The organism is Micromonospora endophytica (assembly GCF_003236305.1).
GTDB lineage: Bacteria > Actinomycetota > Actinomycetes > Mycobacteriales > Micromonosporaceae > Micromonospora > Micromonospora endophytica.
This window is the reverse complement of record NZ_POTX01000161.1, coordinates 1-14,085: the sequence shown is the minus strand read 5'-3', so window position 1 is coordinate 14,085 and position 14,085 is coordinate 1. Positions and strand designations below refer to the sequence as shown.

The 14,085-nt window shown below is 71.1% G+C and carries 12 protein-coding genes and 2 pseudogenes; 5 read left to right on the top strand and 9 right to left on the bottom strand.

What is annotated here, in order from left to right:
* Together C1I93_RS20920 and C1I93_RS20915 are read left to right on the top strand one after the other, a co-directional pair.
* The coding region (locus C1I93_RS20920) for a Rossmann-fold NAD(P)-binding domain-containing protein (RefSeq protein ID WP_498070721.1) at positions 1–437 on the top strand (437 nt) is incomplete at its 5' end.
* 327 nt (positions 438–764) lie between these two features.
* Positions 765–977, top strand: a complete 213-nt coding sequence (locus tag C1I93_RS20915; RefSeq protein ID WP_111244996.1) for a DUF3073 domain-containing protein — start codon at positions 765–767, stop codon at positions 975–977.
* Between the two features lie 144 nt (positions 978–1,121).
* Here C1I93_RS20915 and amcA read toward each other — a convergent pair whose 3' ends face one another.
* From amcA to C1I93_RS20890, 5 genes are all read right to left on the bottom strand, one after another.
* A complete protein-coding gene (gene amcA / locus C1I93_RS20910; RefSeq protein ID WP_111244995.1) occupies positions 1,122–1,358 on the bottom strand; it encodes a multiple cyclophane-containing RiPP AmcA in 237 nt (78 codons plus the stop codon).
* Positions 1,333–2,430, bottom strand: coding sequence for a cyclophane-forming radical SAM peptide maturase AmcB (amcB, locus tag C1I93_RS20905; RefSeq protein WP_309148210.1), 1,098 nt, complete (start codon positions 2,428–2,430; stop codon positions 1,333–1,335). Before amcB ends, amcA begins: the two co-directional genes overlap by 26 nt.
* Positions 2,431–2,607: 177 nt before the next feature.
* The gene (gene purM, locus C1I93_RS20900) at positions 2,608–3,762 is read right to left on the bottom strand and encodes a phosphoribosylformylglycinamidine cyclo-ligase (RefSeq protein ID WP_111244993.1); all 1,155 of its coding nucleotides are present in this window, start codon (positions 3,760–3,762) and stop codon (positions 2,608–2,610) included.
* Between the two features lie 61 nt (positions 3,763–3,823).
* On the bottom strand, positions 3,824–5,362 hold the full coding sequence (purF, locus tag C1I93_RS20895) for an amidophosphoribosyltransferase (protein WP_111244992.1): 1,539 nt from the start codon (positions 5,360–5,362) through the stop codon (positions 3,824–3,826).
* 163 nt (positions 5,363–5,525) lie between these two features.
* Positions 5,526–5,846 (bottom strand): sterol carrier family protein, encoded by a 321-nt coding sequence (locus C1I93_RS20890; protein WP_420811741.1) that lies wholly within the window; start codon positions 5,844–5,846, stop codon positions 5,526–5,528.
* Between the two features lie 202 nt (positions 5,847–6,048).
* Here C1I93_RS20890 and C1I93_RS20885 point away from each other — a divergent pair, with 202 nt between their 5' ends.
* Positions 6,049–8,301, top strand: a complete 2,253-nt coding sequence (locus C1I93_RS20885; protein WP_111244998.1) for a carboxypeptidase-like regulatory domain-containing protein — start codon at positions 6,049–6,051, stop codon at positions 8,299–8,301.
* An 84-nt stretch (positions 8,302–8,385) separates the two neighbouring features.
* On the opposite strand, the gene C1I93_RS20880 is transcribed toward C1I93_RS20885, so the two are convergent.
* The 4 genes from C1I93_RS20880 to purS all read right to left on the bottom strand — a co-directional run bounded on the left by C1I93_RS20880 (position 8,386) and on the right by purS (position 13,072).
* Entirely contained in the window at positions 8,386–9,213 is an 828-nt protein-coding gene (locus tag C1I93_RS20880; RefSeq protein WP_420811740.1) for a 2-phosphosulfolactate phosphatase, read from the bottom strand.
* A complete protein-coding gene (gene purL, locus C1I93_RS20875; RefSeq protein ID WP_223256344.1) occupies positions 9,149–12,061 on the bottom strand; it encodes a phosphoribosylformylglycinamidine synthase subunit PurL in 2,913 nt (970 codons plus the stop codon). Before purL ends, C1I93_RS20880 begins: the two co-directional genes overlap by 65 nt.
* Before the next feature lie 67 nt (positions 12,062–12,128).
* Positions 12,129–12,812 carry a phosphoribosylformylglycinamidine synthase subunit PurQ gene (gene purQ / locus C1I93_RS20870; RefSeq protein ID WP_111244990.1) on the bottom strand — a complete coding sequence of 228 codons (684 nt, stop codon included), beginning with the start codon at positions 12,810–12,812 and terminating at the stop codon, positions 12,129–12,131.
* Positions 12,809–13,072, bottom strand: a complete 264-nt coding sequence (purS, locus tag C1I93_RS20865) for a phosphoribosylformylglycinamidine synthase subunit PurS (protein ID WP_111244989.1) — start codon at positions 13,070–13,072, stop codon at positions 12,809–12,811. The genes purQ and purS overlap by 4 nt, the downstream gene beginning before the upstream one ends.
* Before the next feature lie 517 nt (positions 13,073–13,589).
* Here purS and C1I93_RS20860 point away from each other — a divergent pair.
* Together C1I93_RS20860 and C1I93_RS20855 are read left to right on the top strand one after the other, a co-directional pair.
* A pseudogene (locus C1I93_RS20860) lies at positions 13,590–13,967 on the top strand (YbjQ family protein); the annotation flags it as partial.
* Positions 13,964–14,085 (top strand): annotated as a pseudogene (locus tag C1I93_RS20855) (histidine kinase); the annotation flags it as partial. The pseudogenes C1I93_RS20860 and C1I93_RS20855, both read left to right, overlap by 4 nt.

Here is a 14,085-nt window from a genome sequence, read left to right as displayed (position 1 = left end):
GCACCACCCACCCCCAGGTGACTCTCGTCGACGACACCTCCGCCCTGGTGGCCGCCGACATCGACGTGTACGCGCCGTGCGCCCTCGGCGGCGCGCTGAACGACGACACGGTGGCGGTGCTGCGCGCGAAGGTGATCGCCGGGGCCGCCAACAACCAGCTCGCCCACCCGGGCGTCGAGAAGCTGCTGGCCGACCGAGGCATCCTCTACGCGCCGGACTACGTGGTGAACGCGGGCGGCGTGATCCAGGTCGCGGACGAGATCGAGGGTTTCGACTTCGAACGGGCCAAGTTGCGGGCCACCGGGATCTACGACACCACCCGGGAGATCCTCCGGCTCGCCGAGGCGGACGGCATCCCGCCGGCGGTGGCCGCCGACCGGCTGGCCGAGCGGCGGATGGCCGAGGTCGGCCGGCTGCGCACGATCCACCTGCGCTGACCCGCGACACCGAGGCACCGAGGCACCGAGGAGGGGACGGGCCGCCACCGGCGGACGATTGCTCCCGTCCTCGGGGCTTCGGCGGGTTTAAGATGAGATTCTGCCGCTTTCACATTATTCGCGCCGCTGTCACGACCGTACCCGGCATCGCTCCTTACCGGGTACAATCGGTGACGACCGCACCAACGCAACGCGCTGCGGCGGTCGACGGTAACCCGAGGTGCCGAACGTGGACATCCCCATGTACCGTAAGAGCCACGAGAGATGCCTGACGTCATCGGGGCCCGCCTTCGGGCTGCCCCGCATTCTGTGCGAGGGGGTCGAGCCATGGGGCGCGGCCGTGCTAAGGCCAAGCAGACAAAGGTGGCCCGGGAGTTGAAGTATCACTCCCCGAACACCGACCTCGCCGCCTTGCAGCGAGAACTCGGCGGCAGCGGCAAGTCGGACCGCAACTTCGACGACGACTACAAAGAGTACGTCGACGATGACGAGGACCACGCCGAGGACGACCCGGACACCTGGGTCCGTCCGACCCGCTGACCCCCGGTCACATCTGAGCACGCGGTCACCCCCCGCGTGCTCACGTATGTGCCCGCTACGCGGCGGCGTACCACCGACAACCCAGGGGCCTGCCATGCCCGGACAGCGAACCGGGCGTGGCAGGCCCCTGGGGATACCGGCCGGTCAGCGGGGCCGGTTGTTCCAGTTGTAGAACGTCGGGATGTTCTCGAAGTGGTTCCAGGCGCAGACCGCGCTGGCACCGTCCCCACCCGCCACCTCCGCCCGTGTCTGGCGTGCGATCTCGGCCTCGTGGAGCAGGGCGGTCAGCCCGGTGGCTGCTGCACGGACCTGGTCGGCGACCCGGTCGGATCCGCCTTCCGTTCCGCCGTCAGGCTCACGGTGACTGATGGTCTCGGGCATGCTCCAACACTCCCTCCAGTAGGCGGATCTTGCTGTTACGGCAGTGCTCGGTCTCCGTACCGTCAAAACGCCTCAGCTCGAAGTAGCGGTTGGCCGCGTGCCCGCCACCACAGAATCCGAAGTACGCGCAGGACGACCGGCACGCCTCCACACCGGCCATGAACTCGCCGACCCAGGGCGTACCGGCCGCCGCGGCGAGGATCGCGTGCAGCGGGGTGTCGAGCACGTTGCCGCTGGTGAAGTCGCCGTAGTGCGGGTCGGTGAAGCCGGCCAACTCGGGCGAGAGCACCACCACCGAACCGTCGTACGCCACGGTCGGGATCGGGTCGAGCTGGCCAGGTAGCAGGTCGTCGGCGCTGCCGTCCAGCACCGCTGCGGCGTAGCGCAGCGACCACTCGACCTCCCGCAGGTGGATCCGCGGATCCCGCCGCCAGGCGGTGACGAGTTCGGCCCAGAAGCCGGTCACCGCGGCGGCGTCGTGGGAATTGTCACGCGTGTTGACGCCCTCGGTCTCCTCGATGTTCACACCGAGCACCTCGCAGCCGAGGTCCAGGCAGTACTCGTAGAGTTCCGTCGCCCGACCGGGCGCGGGGTCGTTCACCACCGCCAGCGCCGAGAACGGCAGCCCGTGCCGGCGCAGCGCCGCCACCCCCCGCACGATCCGGTCGTACGCGGGCCGCCCGGACCGGGTCACCCGATCGCTGTTGCGGTCCCGGGGGCCGTCCACGCTCACGCTGACCCGCATCTGGTGGGTGGCGAAGAACTCGCACCAGGCGTCGTCGATCAACGTCGCGTTGGTCTGCACGTGGTGCTCCAACTCGGGAGCGAACGGTGCCATCAGCGCGGCCAGGTGGGCCCGCCCGGCCGCCAGTGGTTCTCCGCCGTGCCAGACCACCGAGAACCGCCCCGACGCGGCCCACCGGTTCACCGAGGTGGCCACCGCCTCCGCCACGGTGACAGGCATCCGCCGGTCCGCCGCACGGAAGGGCAGGTAGCAGTACGCGCAGTCCAGATTGCACAGGGTGGTCGGCTGCATTACGACGTACGACGGGACCGTGGCCAGGCCCCGCATCCCGCGCAACGACCGTCCCCGCGCAGCCATCGCCCTCCTCGGTAACGGTTGACGCGCTGCCGGACACACCCGACGAGGGCGCGCCCCACAGCTTTCGAGGGTGCCCTTCAGGCTAGGCTGCCATGGCCACTCGGGTGAAGCCCTGTTCAGGTTTCCGGACACCCCACCCCGGCGTCATCAGCCTCGGGTGTGCTGACCGACCATCCGCACCTCGCCGGTGCCCTCGATGATCTCGCCGGCCTGCCAGGCGTCCACGCCCCGGCCGGTAAGCGTCGCCAGGGCCCGGTCGGCGTCCTCGGCCGACACGATCGCGAACATCCCGACGCCCATGTTGAAGGTCGACTCCATCGCCGGATCCTCGATCCGGCCCTTGGACTGGATCAGGTCGAAGACCGGCTGCGGCTTCCACGTCGCGCGGTCGACCACCGCATCCACGTGTTCGGGCAGGATCCGCACCAGGTTGCCGGGGATACCGCCGCCGGTGACGTGGGCCAGCGCCCGCACCTCGGCCTCGGCGATCAGCTTGAGGCAGTCCTGCGCGTAGATCTTGGTCGGCGTGAGCAACTCCTCGCCGAGGGTGCGCTGCCGGCCGAAGTCCTCGATCACGACGTCCAGCCGCATCCGCCCGGCACCCAGCAGCACGTGCCGGACCAGGGAGTAGCCGTTGGAGTGCAGACCGGACGAGCGCATGGCGATCACCACGTCGCCCACCTCGACCCGCTCCGAGCTGAGGATCAAGCTCTCCTCCACCACGCCGACACCGGTGGCGGAGATGTCGTACTCGTCGGGCCGCAACACGCCCGGGTGCTCCGCGGTCTCCCCACCGAGCAGCGCGCAGCCGGCGTAGCGGCAGCCGTCGGCGATGCCCGCGCCGATCTCGGCGACCTTCTCCGGAACGACCTCACCGGTGGCGATGTAGTCCAGCAGGAACAGCGGCTCGGCACCGCAGGCGACCAGGTCGTCGACGACCATCGCGACCAGGTCGATGCCGACCGTGTCGTGGATGTCCATCTGCTGCGCGATCACCAGCTTGGTGCCGACCCCGTCGGTGGAGGAGGCCAGGATCGGGTTCTTGTATTTCGTGGTGTCCAGCCGGAACAGGCCGGCGAAGCCACCGAGGTCGCCCATCACCTCCGGCCGCCGCGTCTGCTTCACCTTGGACTTGAGCAGCTCGACCGCGCGGTCACCCGCCTCGATCGACACGCCGGCGTCCGCGTACGAGACCGAGCGTTTGCGAGGTGAGCGGCCGGTGCCGGCCGTCCAGGGCTGGCGGTCGCCGCCAGCGCCGGTCGGGCTGCTTCCTGCGCCGCTGCGCTCGGACACGTGCGTCACGGTTCTCCCCTTTGGTTCTCGGCTGCCGGGTCGACGGTGACCGACACCACAGCCGGCGCTGCTACGGGCGGTGTGTGGTCGCCGACACTTTCAGGTGGCGGGTCTGTTCGGCGGGGTCGGTGTCGTCGTCGGCACTGTGCGCGACCCGACGGCCGATCCCTTCGAGCACATGCTTGCCGATCAGGTTGCCGACGGGCAGCTCGATCGGGTACTCCCCGTCGAAACACGCCCGGCACAGCCGGCTCTTCGGCTGCTCGGTCGCGGCGATCAGGCCGGGCAGCGAGACGTAGCCGAGGGTGTCCGCACCGATGGAACGCCGGATGCCGTCGTTGTCGAGGCCGTTGGCGAGCAGTTCGGCGCGGGTGGCGAAGTCGATGCCGTAGAAGCAGGGCCAGGAGACCGGTGGCGACGAGATGCGTACGTGCACCTCCACCGCGCCGGCCTCGCGGAGCATCCGGACGATCGCCCGCTGGGTGTTGCCGCGGACGATGGAGTCGTCGACCACCACCAGCCGCTTGCCGCGTACGTTCTGCCGCAGCGGGTTGAGCTTGAGCCGGATGCCGAGCTGACGCAGGGTCTGCGACGGCTGGATGAAGGTACGCCCGACATACGGGTTCTTCATCAGGCCGGCGCCGTAGGTGATGCCGGACTCCTCGGCGTAGCCGATCGCGGCCGGCGTGCCCGACTCGGGCACCGGGATGACCATGTCCGCCTCGACCGGGTGCTCCTTGGCCAGTTGGCGGCCGATCTGCACCCGCGCCGCGTGCACGTTACGGCCGGCGATGGTGGCGTCCGGGCGGGCGATGTAGACGTACTCGAAGAGGCAGCCCTTCGGCTCGGGGGCCGCGAACCGGCTCGACCGCAGCCCCTCGGCGTCGATCGCGATCAGCTCGCCGGGCTCGACCTCGCGGACCACGCTGGCGCCGACGATGTCCAGCGCCGCCGTCTCGCTGGCCACCACCCAGCCCCGCTCCAGCCGGCCCAGCACCAGCGGCCGCACTCCGTGTGCATCCCGGGCGGCGTAGAGGGTGGATTCGTCCATGAACACGAAACTGAAGGCGCCCCGCAGTCGCGGCAGCACCTCCAGCGCCGCCGCCTCCACGGAGAGGTCCGGGCGGCCGGCCAGCAGCATGGTGACAAGCGAGGTGTCGTTCGTCGAACCATCCGCGCTCAGGCCCTGCCCGGCCGCCTCCTCCTGCAACTCGGCGGTGTTGACCAGGTTGCCGTTGTGGGCCAGCGCGATAGTGGTGCCGGAGCTGGTGGCGCGGATGGTCGGCTGGGCGTTCTCCCAGGTCGAACCGCCGGTGGTGGAATACCGGGTGTGCCCGATCGCGACGTGCCCGCGCAGGCTCGCCAGCGTCGGCTCGTCGAAGACCTGGGCCACCAGGCCGAGATCCTTGTAGACCACCACGCCGGAGCCGTCGCTGACCGCTATGCCGGCCGCCTCCTGACCTCGGTGCTGCAACGCGTACAGCCCGAAGTAGGTGAGGTTGGCGACCTCTTCTCCGGGGGCCCAGACGCCGAAGACACCACACGCGTCCTGGGGGCCTGGTCGTTGGGGATCAAGGTCGTGGCTCAGCCGGCCGTCGCCTCGGGGCACCTGCCGCTCCCTCTTGCTGGTCTGGACTGGCCTGGCGGGTAGCACGGGGGCTGCTGCGAAACCGCTCGGCCGGGACCACACTGTTGTCGCCTGACAGTGTACGCGAATCCATGTCGCCACACACAGTCACGACATCACCCCGCTGTGTCACCCGCATCGGGAGTCACTCCAGTTCCAGCGGCAGGTACGCGGAGAGGTCCGCCCGCGCCCCGCTCACCCGTACGCGACCCTCAGTGACCGCCTGGGCCCAGTCGAGTCGCCCGGTGGCCACCGCGAGCCACGTCTGCGGATCCATCTCCACCGTGTTCGATGGCGTACCGCGGGTGTGTCGTGGCCCCGGAACGCACTGAACTGCACCGTAAGGTGGGACACGCACCTCCACCGATTGGCCGGGGGTGCGGGCCGCGAGGATGGTCAACAGCACCCTGACCGCCTCACGGAGCACCGACCGTTCGGGCGTGCGCCCCGTATCGAGCGCCGCCATCGCCGTCGCGACCACTGCGGACTTAATGTGCGGAGAGGACACGACGGGACGATACGGCGTGATCGCGCCGCGTATCACGTTGCCCCTGGGTCGCGCCGATGCGCCCCGACAAGGCATAGTTGCCGACGGCGTATTCGTACCGTGATGTTTCCCCGGCCCGGCACCCGCCGGTCAGGGGTGGTCAGTCCGGAAGGCGGTGGACGTGTCAACACACCGACGAGCCTGGCAGAAGCGGGCCGGTGTGGTCGTGGCGCTGATTGGCGGTGCCCTGCTCGCCATCCCCGCGACACCCGCCTTCGCCGCCCCCGCAGTGAACAACGTGTCCGCCTCCCCCAGCAGGGTCGAGGCCGGCAACACCACCGTCGTCCGCTACTCGATCCGCATCACGGATGAAAATGCCGCCGACATCACGGTGAGTTCCAACAACTCGAAGCTCAGCTGCATCGAAGGTTGCAGCCAAGGCGGCGTGAGCGAAAGCGGCAACTTCCAGGCGACCTTCCGCCTGGCGGGTGACGCCACCGACGGACAGGCCGTAATCACGGTCAAGGCCGTCGACCCGACCGGCGAACAGAGCCGGAGCACGACCGTAACGCTGGTCGGCGCCGCACCATCGCCGACTCCGGCAGCGCCGACCACACAGGCTCCGCAGACGGTCCGGTCCGTCTCCGGCAAGGTGGTCAACCAGGCCGGCCAGGGTGTGTCCGGCGCGCTGGTGCTGCTCAAGGACAGCGCCGGCAAGCAGTACGAGACCACCAGCGACGGTGACGGAAACTTCCGCTTCACCGGCAGCCAGGACCGGCTGATCGCACCGGGCCGGATCGATCTCGGCGCGAGCGCCAACAACCAGACCGGCGTCGTGAACTTCACCGCCAACGCCGGTCAGAGCATCACCGGTCGGCGGATCACCCTGCCGATCGCGGCGTCGAACAGCCCCACCCCCACCCCGTCGGCGAGCGAGTCCGCACTGCCCACCGAGGACCCCTTCGACGACGAGTTCGCCGAGGACGAGGAGACCCCGGGCGACACCGCCGCCGCCCAGGCGCCGGCCAGCAATGAGGACTCCGGCGGTTTCGGCAACTGGCTGCTGATCCTGCTGGGCGGGCTCTTCGTGGCGGTCGGCGTCGGCACGATCGTGCTGCTCTGGATGAAGCGCAAGGAAAACAACGAGGCCGACGCCGAGGCCGACGGTGACGACCCGGCGGGCGCGCCGGCCGGCGCGGTGCCGGCGGCTCGCGGCTCGTTCGCGGGCGCCGACGACCAGACCCGGGTGGTGAACCGGGTCGGCTCGGCTCCGGATCCGACAATGGTCGGTGGCGCCGGGCTGAGCAACGCGCCGACGATGATGCACCAGCCGGTCGTCGACGACGTCCCGCCGGACCCGTACGGTGCCCCTCCGCAGCCGTACGGCGCTCCGGGCGGGCCCGGACAGGGCGGCGGCTGGTCCGGCGGTTACGGCGAGGAACAGGGCGGCTATGGCGCGCCCGGCTACGGCAACGCCCCCTCCTCCGGCGGGGGTTACGGCAACAGCCCCTCGTCGGGTGGTGGTTACGGCAACCACGGCGCCGGCAGCGGCGGTGCGGAATACCCGCCGGCAGGCGGTGCCGCCGGCTACGGCGAGCGGTACGACGAGCCCACCGGCCGCTACACCGGGGACCAGACCCGGTACCCGGCCCCCGCCGACCCGTACGCCACCGGCATGTACGAGCCTGACGCCGGCCAGGGCTACGGCCAGGCCGAGCCCACCGGCGGCTACGGCCGCGGTGAACCCACCGGCGGCTACGGCCGGGGCAAGGCCGGCGGCGACTACGGCCGCGGTGAACCCACCGGTGGCTACGGCCGCGGTGAGGCCGGCGGCGACTACGGCCGGGGCGAACCGACCGGCGGCTACGGCCAGGCCGACGGGACCCGGGCCTACGGGCCGGGTGAAGCCGGCGGCTACGGGCCGGCCGACCAGACCCGCGGCTATGAGTCGGGTGGCTACGGCCAGGGTGACGCCGGTGGTTACGGCCAGAGTGACCCGAGCCGTGGTGGCTACGGCCAGAACGAGCCCACCGGTGGCTACGGCCAGAACGAGCCGGCCGGCGGTTACGGAGCGGGCGGCGGCTACGGCCAGGATCCCGCCCACCAGCGCGGCGGCTACGACAACGCCGGCTATAACCAGACGAACCGCTACGACCAGGGTGGCTACGGCCAGCAGAGCGGTGGCTACGGCCAGGAGCCGCCGCAGCAGCGGACCGGCTACGACGACGGTTACCAGCAGCAGGGCGGCTACGGCCAGGGCGGTGGCGGTTACGGCCAGGAGCCACCGCAACAGGGCGGTTACGGTCAGGAGCCGCCGCAGCAGCGCGGCTACGACAACAACTACTACGGCGATCCGGCCCAGGCCGGTCGCGGGCGACCGGACACCCCGCCAGCCGAGCGCGGCGGTCGCCGCCTCGACTGGCTGGACGACTGACGCGACATCACCGGCCACCGGCCAGCCAGGCGATCATGGTTGACCGGTGGCCGTTTCGCGTCAACTGCCGATTGCCCGGCCTGGTCAGGCGGCCGAGCTGAAGACGCCGTCACGGAGCAGCGGGATCACGTCCGAGCTGTCGAGGCGTACGGCGATCTCGACATCCTCGCCGAAGCCGCCCTCGATGAGTTCGCGTCCGGAAACGCAGCCGCGGACCGCCGCGGCCACGTCCGGGGTGCTGGCCAGCGCCGCGAGGGTGATGGCCGCCTCCACGGAGAGTCCGCCGGCCACCCCGGAGAGGGCGTCCAGCACGCATGCCGCGCCGAGCTGGTCCTCCACCGACGGGCGCAGCGAGCCGTCCGGCCACCGTTCCCCGGCCGCGATCACACCGATCGGGGTGCCGGCCGCGCCGTACCCCTGATGCAGCAGCCGGCGCCCGACGGCGCGGGCGTTACGCAGGTTGGCCGCGATCACCGGAAGGCCGGTGGCGCTGGCGGCGGCGCTGATGGCCGAGCCGTTAGGTGACGGCAGCACCAGGTCGCGCACGATCGGTGCGCGACTCAGCGCAGCCGGCGACAGCGACCACGGATGTTCCCGGGTGACCTGCCGGCGGCCGGTCGCGACGGTCGCGCCGATCCGCCGCGCGTAGTCGGCGGCCTGTGCGTCCCACGGGAACGGATGCACCCGCATCCCCCGCCCGACCGCCACCTCCACGGTGGTGGTGAACGACAGCACGTCCACCACCACCAGCACCGCGCAGACCCGGCCGAGTTCCGCCGCCCCCGTCAGGCCCCAGTCGAAGCGGGCCCCCGATCCGGGCTGGGCGTGGACGGCCGGGGCCAACGCCTCAGCGCTCGTCGGAGGTGGGAGGTTGCTCGCCGGCAGCCGGCCGGGTTCCGTCGGTCTCGCCATCGGCCGGCTGGTCAGCCGCCTGCACGGCCGGCTGCCCGTGATCCGGGCCGGCCGGGGCGTCCGGAGTGGCCGGTTCCGCCGAGGTGGCCGTCGCGTCCGCTCCGCCAACCGCCGCCGTGGTCGCCGGGTCCGCCTCGCCACCGGTCTCCGGCGCGATGACGACGTCGATCTGGGTGACGGTGCCGGCCTCGTCGGCCTGCGTGCCAGTGCCAGCTTCGGCGGTGTCCCCGGCGTCCCCGGCGCCCTCGGCGACCGGCTCGGTCGCAGCGGCAGCCGGAACGGCTGGCTCCGCAGGGGTCACCTCGAACGGCGGCATGCCCCCGAACAGGCTCGGCAGGAGGCTGGCGTGCGCCTCCCGCAGCTCGTCCAGGCGGATCCGGAACTGGCCGTGCACCTCCAGTGCGCCGCCGGCGGGATCAGTCACTCCGATCAGCTCCCACGGCACGCCGTGCTCGCCACAGAGGGCGGTGAACGCCTTCTCGTGCCCGCGCGGCACCGAGACCAGCACCCGGCCGGAGGACTCGCTGAACAGGAAGACGAACGGCATCGAGCCGCCCCCGAATCGGTCCGGCACCGCGATGCGCGCGCCGACACCGTGCCGCAGGCAGGACTCCACCAGGCTCTGCGCAAGCCCGCCGTCGGAGAGGTCGTGGGCGGAGCTGAGGTGCCCGACCCGGGCGGCAGCGGCCAGCAGCCCGGCGAGTTGCTTCTCGCGGGCCAGGTTGACCTGCGGGGGTACGCCACCGAGGTGCTGGTGGGTCACCCAGGCCCACTCCGAGCCGGAAAGCTCCACGTGCGTCTCACCGAGCAGGAAAAGTTGGTCGTGGTCGCCACCGGGACGCGGGACGAAGCCGCTCGCCACCCGCTCGGCCACGTTCTCCAGCACGCCGAGCACACCCACCACCGGCGTGGGGTGGATCGCCGCCGCGCCGGTCTGGTTGTAGAAGCTGACGTTGCCGCCGGTCACCGGAATGCCCAACTCGGCGCAGCCGTCGGCCAGGCCGCGTACGGCCTCGGCGAACTGCCACATCACGCCCGGGTCCTCGGGCGAGCCGAAGTTCAGGCAGTCGGTGACGGCGATCGGCTCCGCGCCGGTCACCGCCACGTTCCGGTACGCCTCGGCCAACGCCAGCTTGGCACCGTGGTACGGGTCGAGCCGGGCGTACCGGCCGTTGCCGTCCACCGAGAGCGCCACGCCCAGGCCGGTCCGCTCGTCGATCCGGATCACGCCCGAGTCTTCCGGCTGGGCGAGCACGGTGTTGCCCAGCACGTAGCGGTCGTACTGCTCGGTGACCCAGGTCTTGTCGGCGAGGTTGGGCGACGCGATCATGCGCAGCACGGTCTCGCGCAGGGTGTCCGGGTCGCTCGGTCGGGGCAGCGTCTCGGCCCGGTCGGCCTGAAGCAGGATCAGGTCGGCGGGCTCGCGCATCGGGCGGGCGTAGACCGGGCCGTCGTCGACGAGCGAACCCGGCGGCACATCCACCACCAGCTGGTCCCGCCAGGTGATCAGCAGCCGGCCGGGCTGCCCGTCCGGCTCCGGCGCGGTGACCTCGCCGATCGCGGTGGCCAGCACGCCCCACTTCTCGCAGGTCTTCAGCACGGCGTCGAGCTTGTCCGGGGCGACGACCAGCAGCATCCGTTCCTGCGACTCGCTGGCCAGGATCTCGTGCGGCTCCATCGACGGCTCGCGCAGCGGCACCCGCTCCAGCCAGACCCGCATCCCGGTGCCGGCCGAGGCGGCGGTCTCGGTGAGCGCGCAGGTGAGCCCGGCACCGCCGAGGTCCTGGATGCCGACGACCAGCTCGGCGTCGTACAGCTCCAGGCACGCCTCGATCAGCAGCTTCTCGATGAACGGGTCACCGACCTGCACCGACGGGCGGCGCTGCTCGCTGCCCTCGTCGAAGGTGGCGCTGGCCAGCACCGACACACCGCCGATGCCGTCCCGCCCGGTCTTGGCACCCATCAGTACGACGATGTTGCCGGGGCCGGTGGCCTCCTTCTTCTGCAGCCGCTTGACCGGCAGCACACCCAGGCAGAGCGCGTTGACCAGCGGATTGCCCTGGTAGCAGGGGTCGAAGACCACCTCGCCACCGATGTTGGGCAGGCCGAGGCAGTTGCCGTAACCGCCGACGCCGGCGACCACACCCGGCAGCACCCGGGCGGTGTCGGGGTGATCGGCGGCACCGAACCGCAGCGGGTCCATCACCGCCACCGGCCGGGCACCCATGGCGAGGATGTCGCGGACGATGCCGCCCACTCCGGTCGCCGCGCCCTGGTACGGCTCGACGAAGCTCGGGTGGTTGTGCGACTCGACCTTGAAGGTCACCGCCAACTCGTCGGAGACCCGGACCACGCCCGCGTTCTCACCGATGCCGGCCAGCAGCCGGTCGCTCGGCGGCGCCTTCTCGCCGAACTGGCGCAGGTGCACCTTGCTGGACTTGTAGGAGCAGTGCTCGCTCCACATGATCGAGTACATCGCCAGCTCGGACTGGGTCGGCCGGCGGCCCAGGATGTGCCGGATGCGGTCGTACTCGTCGTCCCGGAGCCCCAGTTCCGCGTAGGGCTGGAGTTCCTCGGGGGTGTCCCCGGCGCGCGGCACGGTGTCCACCCCGTCGCTCCAGTCGGTGGCCGAGGCGGCCGCGTGCCGGCCCGGGGCGGCCGGCGACGCGGCGGCGGCCGCCGGTGCCGGGTTGGCCGGGTTGGCCGGCGACGTGGTCGCGGCCGGGTTTGCCTGCGGCACGGCAGCCCCCTGCGGCGCGACGGCGGCCGGGCTCGGCCGGACCGGCTGCGCCGACCCGGCCGGGAATGCCTCCGGGGTGTCCCGTACCGGGTCCGGATGCGTGGTCATGACATCTCCTCGTTGCGCTCGCCACCCAGCGGGCGGGTGAGCTGACCGATGATCCCGACGCCTAAGGTCACGCCGGGGCCCCCACCAGGTGCTTCAGCACCGAGGTGAAGAAGCCCAGGCCGTCGAGGGAGGGCCCGGTGAGCGCCTCCACCGCGTGCTCGGGATGCGGCATGATGCCCACCACGTTGCCGGCGGGGTTGGTGATCGCGGCGATGTCCCGCTGCGACCCGTTCGGGTTGCCGCCGACGTATCGCGCCACCACCCTCCCCTCGGCCTCGAGTTCGTCGAGCGTCGCGGTGTCCGCGACGTAACAACCCTCGCCGTTCTTGACCGGGATCAGCACCTTCTGACCAGGCTGGAAGGCGTTGGTCCAGGCGGTGGTGGTGGACTCGATCCGCAGCAACTGGTCGCGGTTGCGGAAGTGTAGGTGCTGGTTGCGGGTGAGCGCGCCGGGCAGCAGGTGCGCCTCGCAGAGGATCTGGAAGCCGTTGCAGATGCCGAGCACGGGCAGCCCACCCGCGGCGGCGTCCACGATCGTCTCCATCACCGGCGCGAACCGGGCGATGGCGCCGCAGCGCAGGTAGTCGCCGTAGGAGAAGCCGCCGGGCAGGACAACGGCGTCCACCCCGTGCAGCTGCGGATCGCCGTGCCAGAGCCGGACCGGCTCCGCCCCGGCGATCCGGACCGCCCGGGCCGCATCCCCGTCGTCAAGCGAGCCGGGGAAGGTCACCACACCGACCCGGGCGGTCACGAGCGGGCGTCCGCGGGCTCGTCGGTCTCGACCAGGTGGACGGTGAAGTCCTCGATGACCGGGTTGGCGAGCAGTTTGTCGGCGATCTCCCGGGCCCGGTCCAGGTCCGGTTCACCGGTGAAGTCGATCTCGATCCGCCTGCCGATCCGTACCGAGGCGACGTCGTTGACGCCGAGCCGGGGCAGCGCGTTTGCGACGGCCTGGCCCTGCGGATCGAGGATCTCGGGCTTGAGCATGACGTCGACGACGACGCGAGGCACTGGGCACTCCTGACTGTGTACGCAGTTGGGTGCCGACCCACAACGGGCGAGCGCAGCCAGCCTACCTGGCAGATACCGCACCAGACGCACCGGCCGCACGGCGTTCGGGCAGTCCTCGACCGTACCCACCCGGGCCGGTGCGGACCGATACGGGTTCGTTGCGGTCCCGATACGAGTTCGTTGCCGGACACGCCGAAGGGCTCAGCCTTCCACGGGTCGACCGGGCGCTCGGGGCGGCGACAGATCACCGGCCACCGGGAAGTCCGGCTGTTACATCCCCCAGCTTCAGTGAATCTCTTGTGAAACACCTCACGGAGCCTTACAGCAAATCGTCAAATGTCGATTTGTCGGCGTCGCGGTGGCGCCTATCGCCACAGCCCTGGCCTCCAGGACTACGGCAGCGTCGCGTACAACAGGGCCTGGATCACCTCGGTGGCCGGTGTCTGACGGTTAACGCCCGTCGCAGCGCGGATGGTGGGGTCCCGCCCCCACCGTCCGCGCCGCGTTGTTTTTCAGCATCCGACCAGGTGAACAGGGCTCACGTTCCTTCGCGGTGGGGCCTGCCAGCATCGAAAACGTGCTGGTCGTGACGACGGATCAACTTCCCGGCTACGAGATCCGCCAGATCCTCGGCGAAGTGGTCTCCTCGATGGCCAGAACCCGCAACCCCTACCGCGAGGGTGTGAAGAACCTGCGCGGCGGCGCGTACGACCCGATGGCGCCGGACAACCTCACCCGGTGGCGTACCGACTCGGTGGCCCGGCTCGGCGAGGAGGCCCGGCGGCTCGGCGCGAACGCGGTGATCGGGATGCGGTTCGACAGCCGCGACTGCGGTGAGATGTGGATGGAGATCTGCGCGTACGGCACCGCCGTCATCGTGGTGCCCAAGACGCCCTGCTCTTCGACGAGGTGCGCTCGCTGGCCACCAACGAGGAGCGGCAACGGCTGGCCCGTGAGATCCACGACGGGGTGGCCCAGGAACTGGTGATGGTCGGCTACGGGATCGACAACGC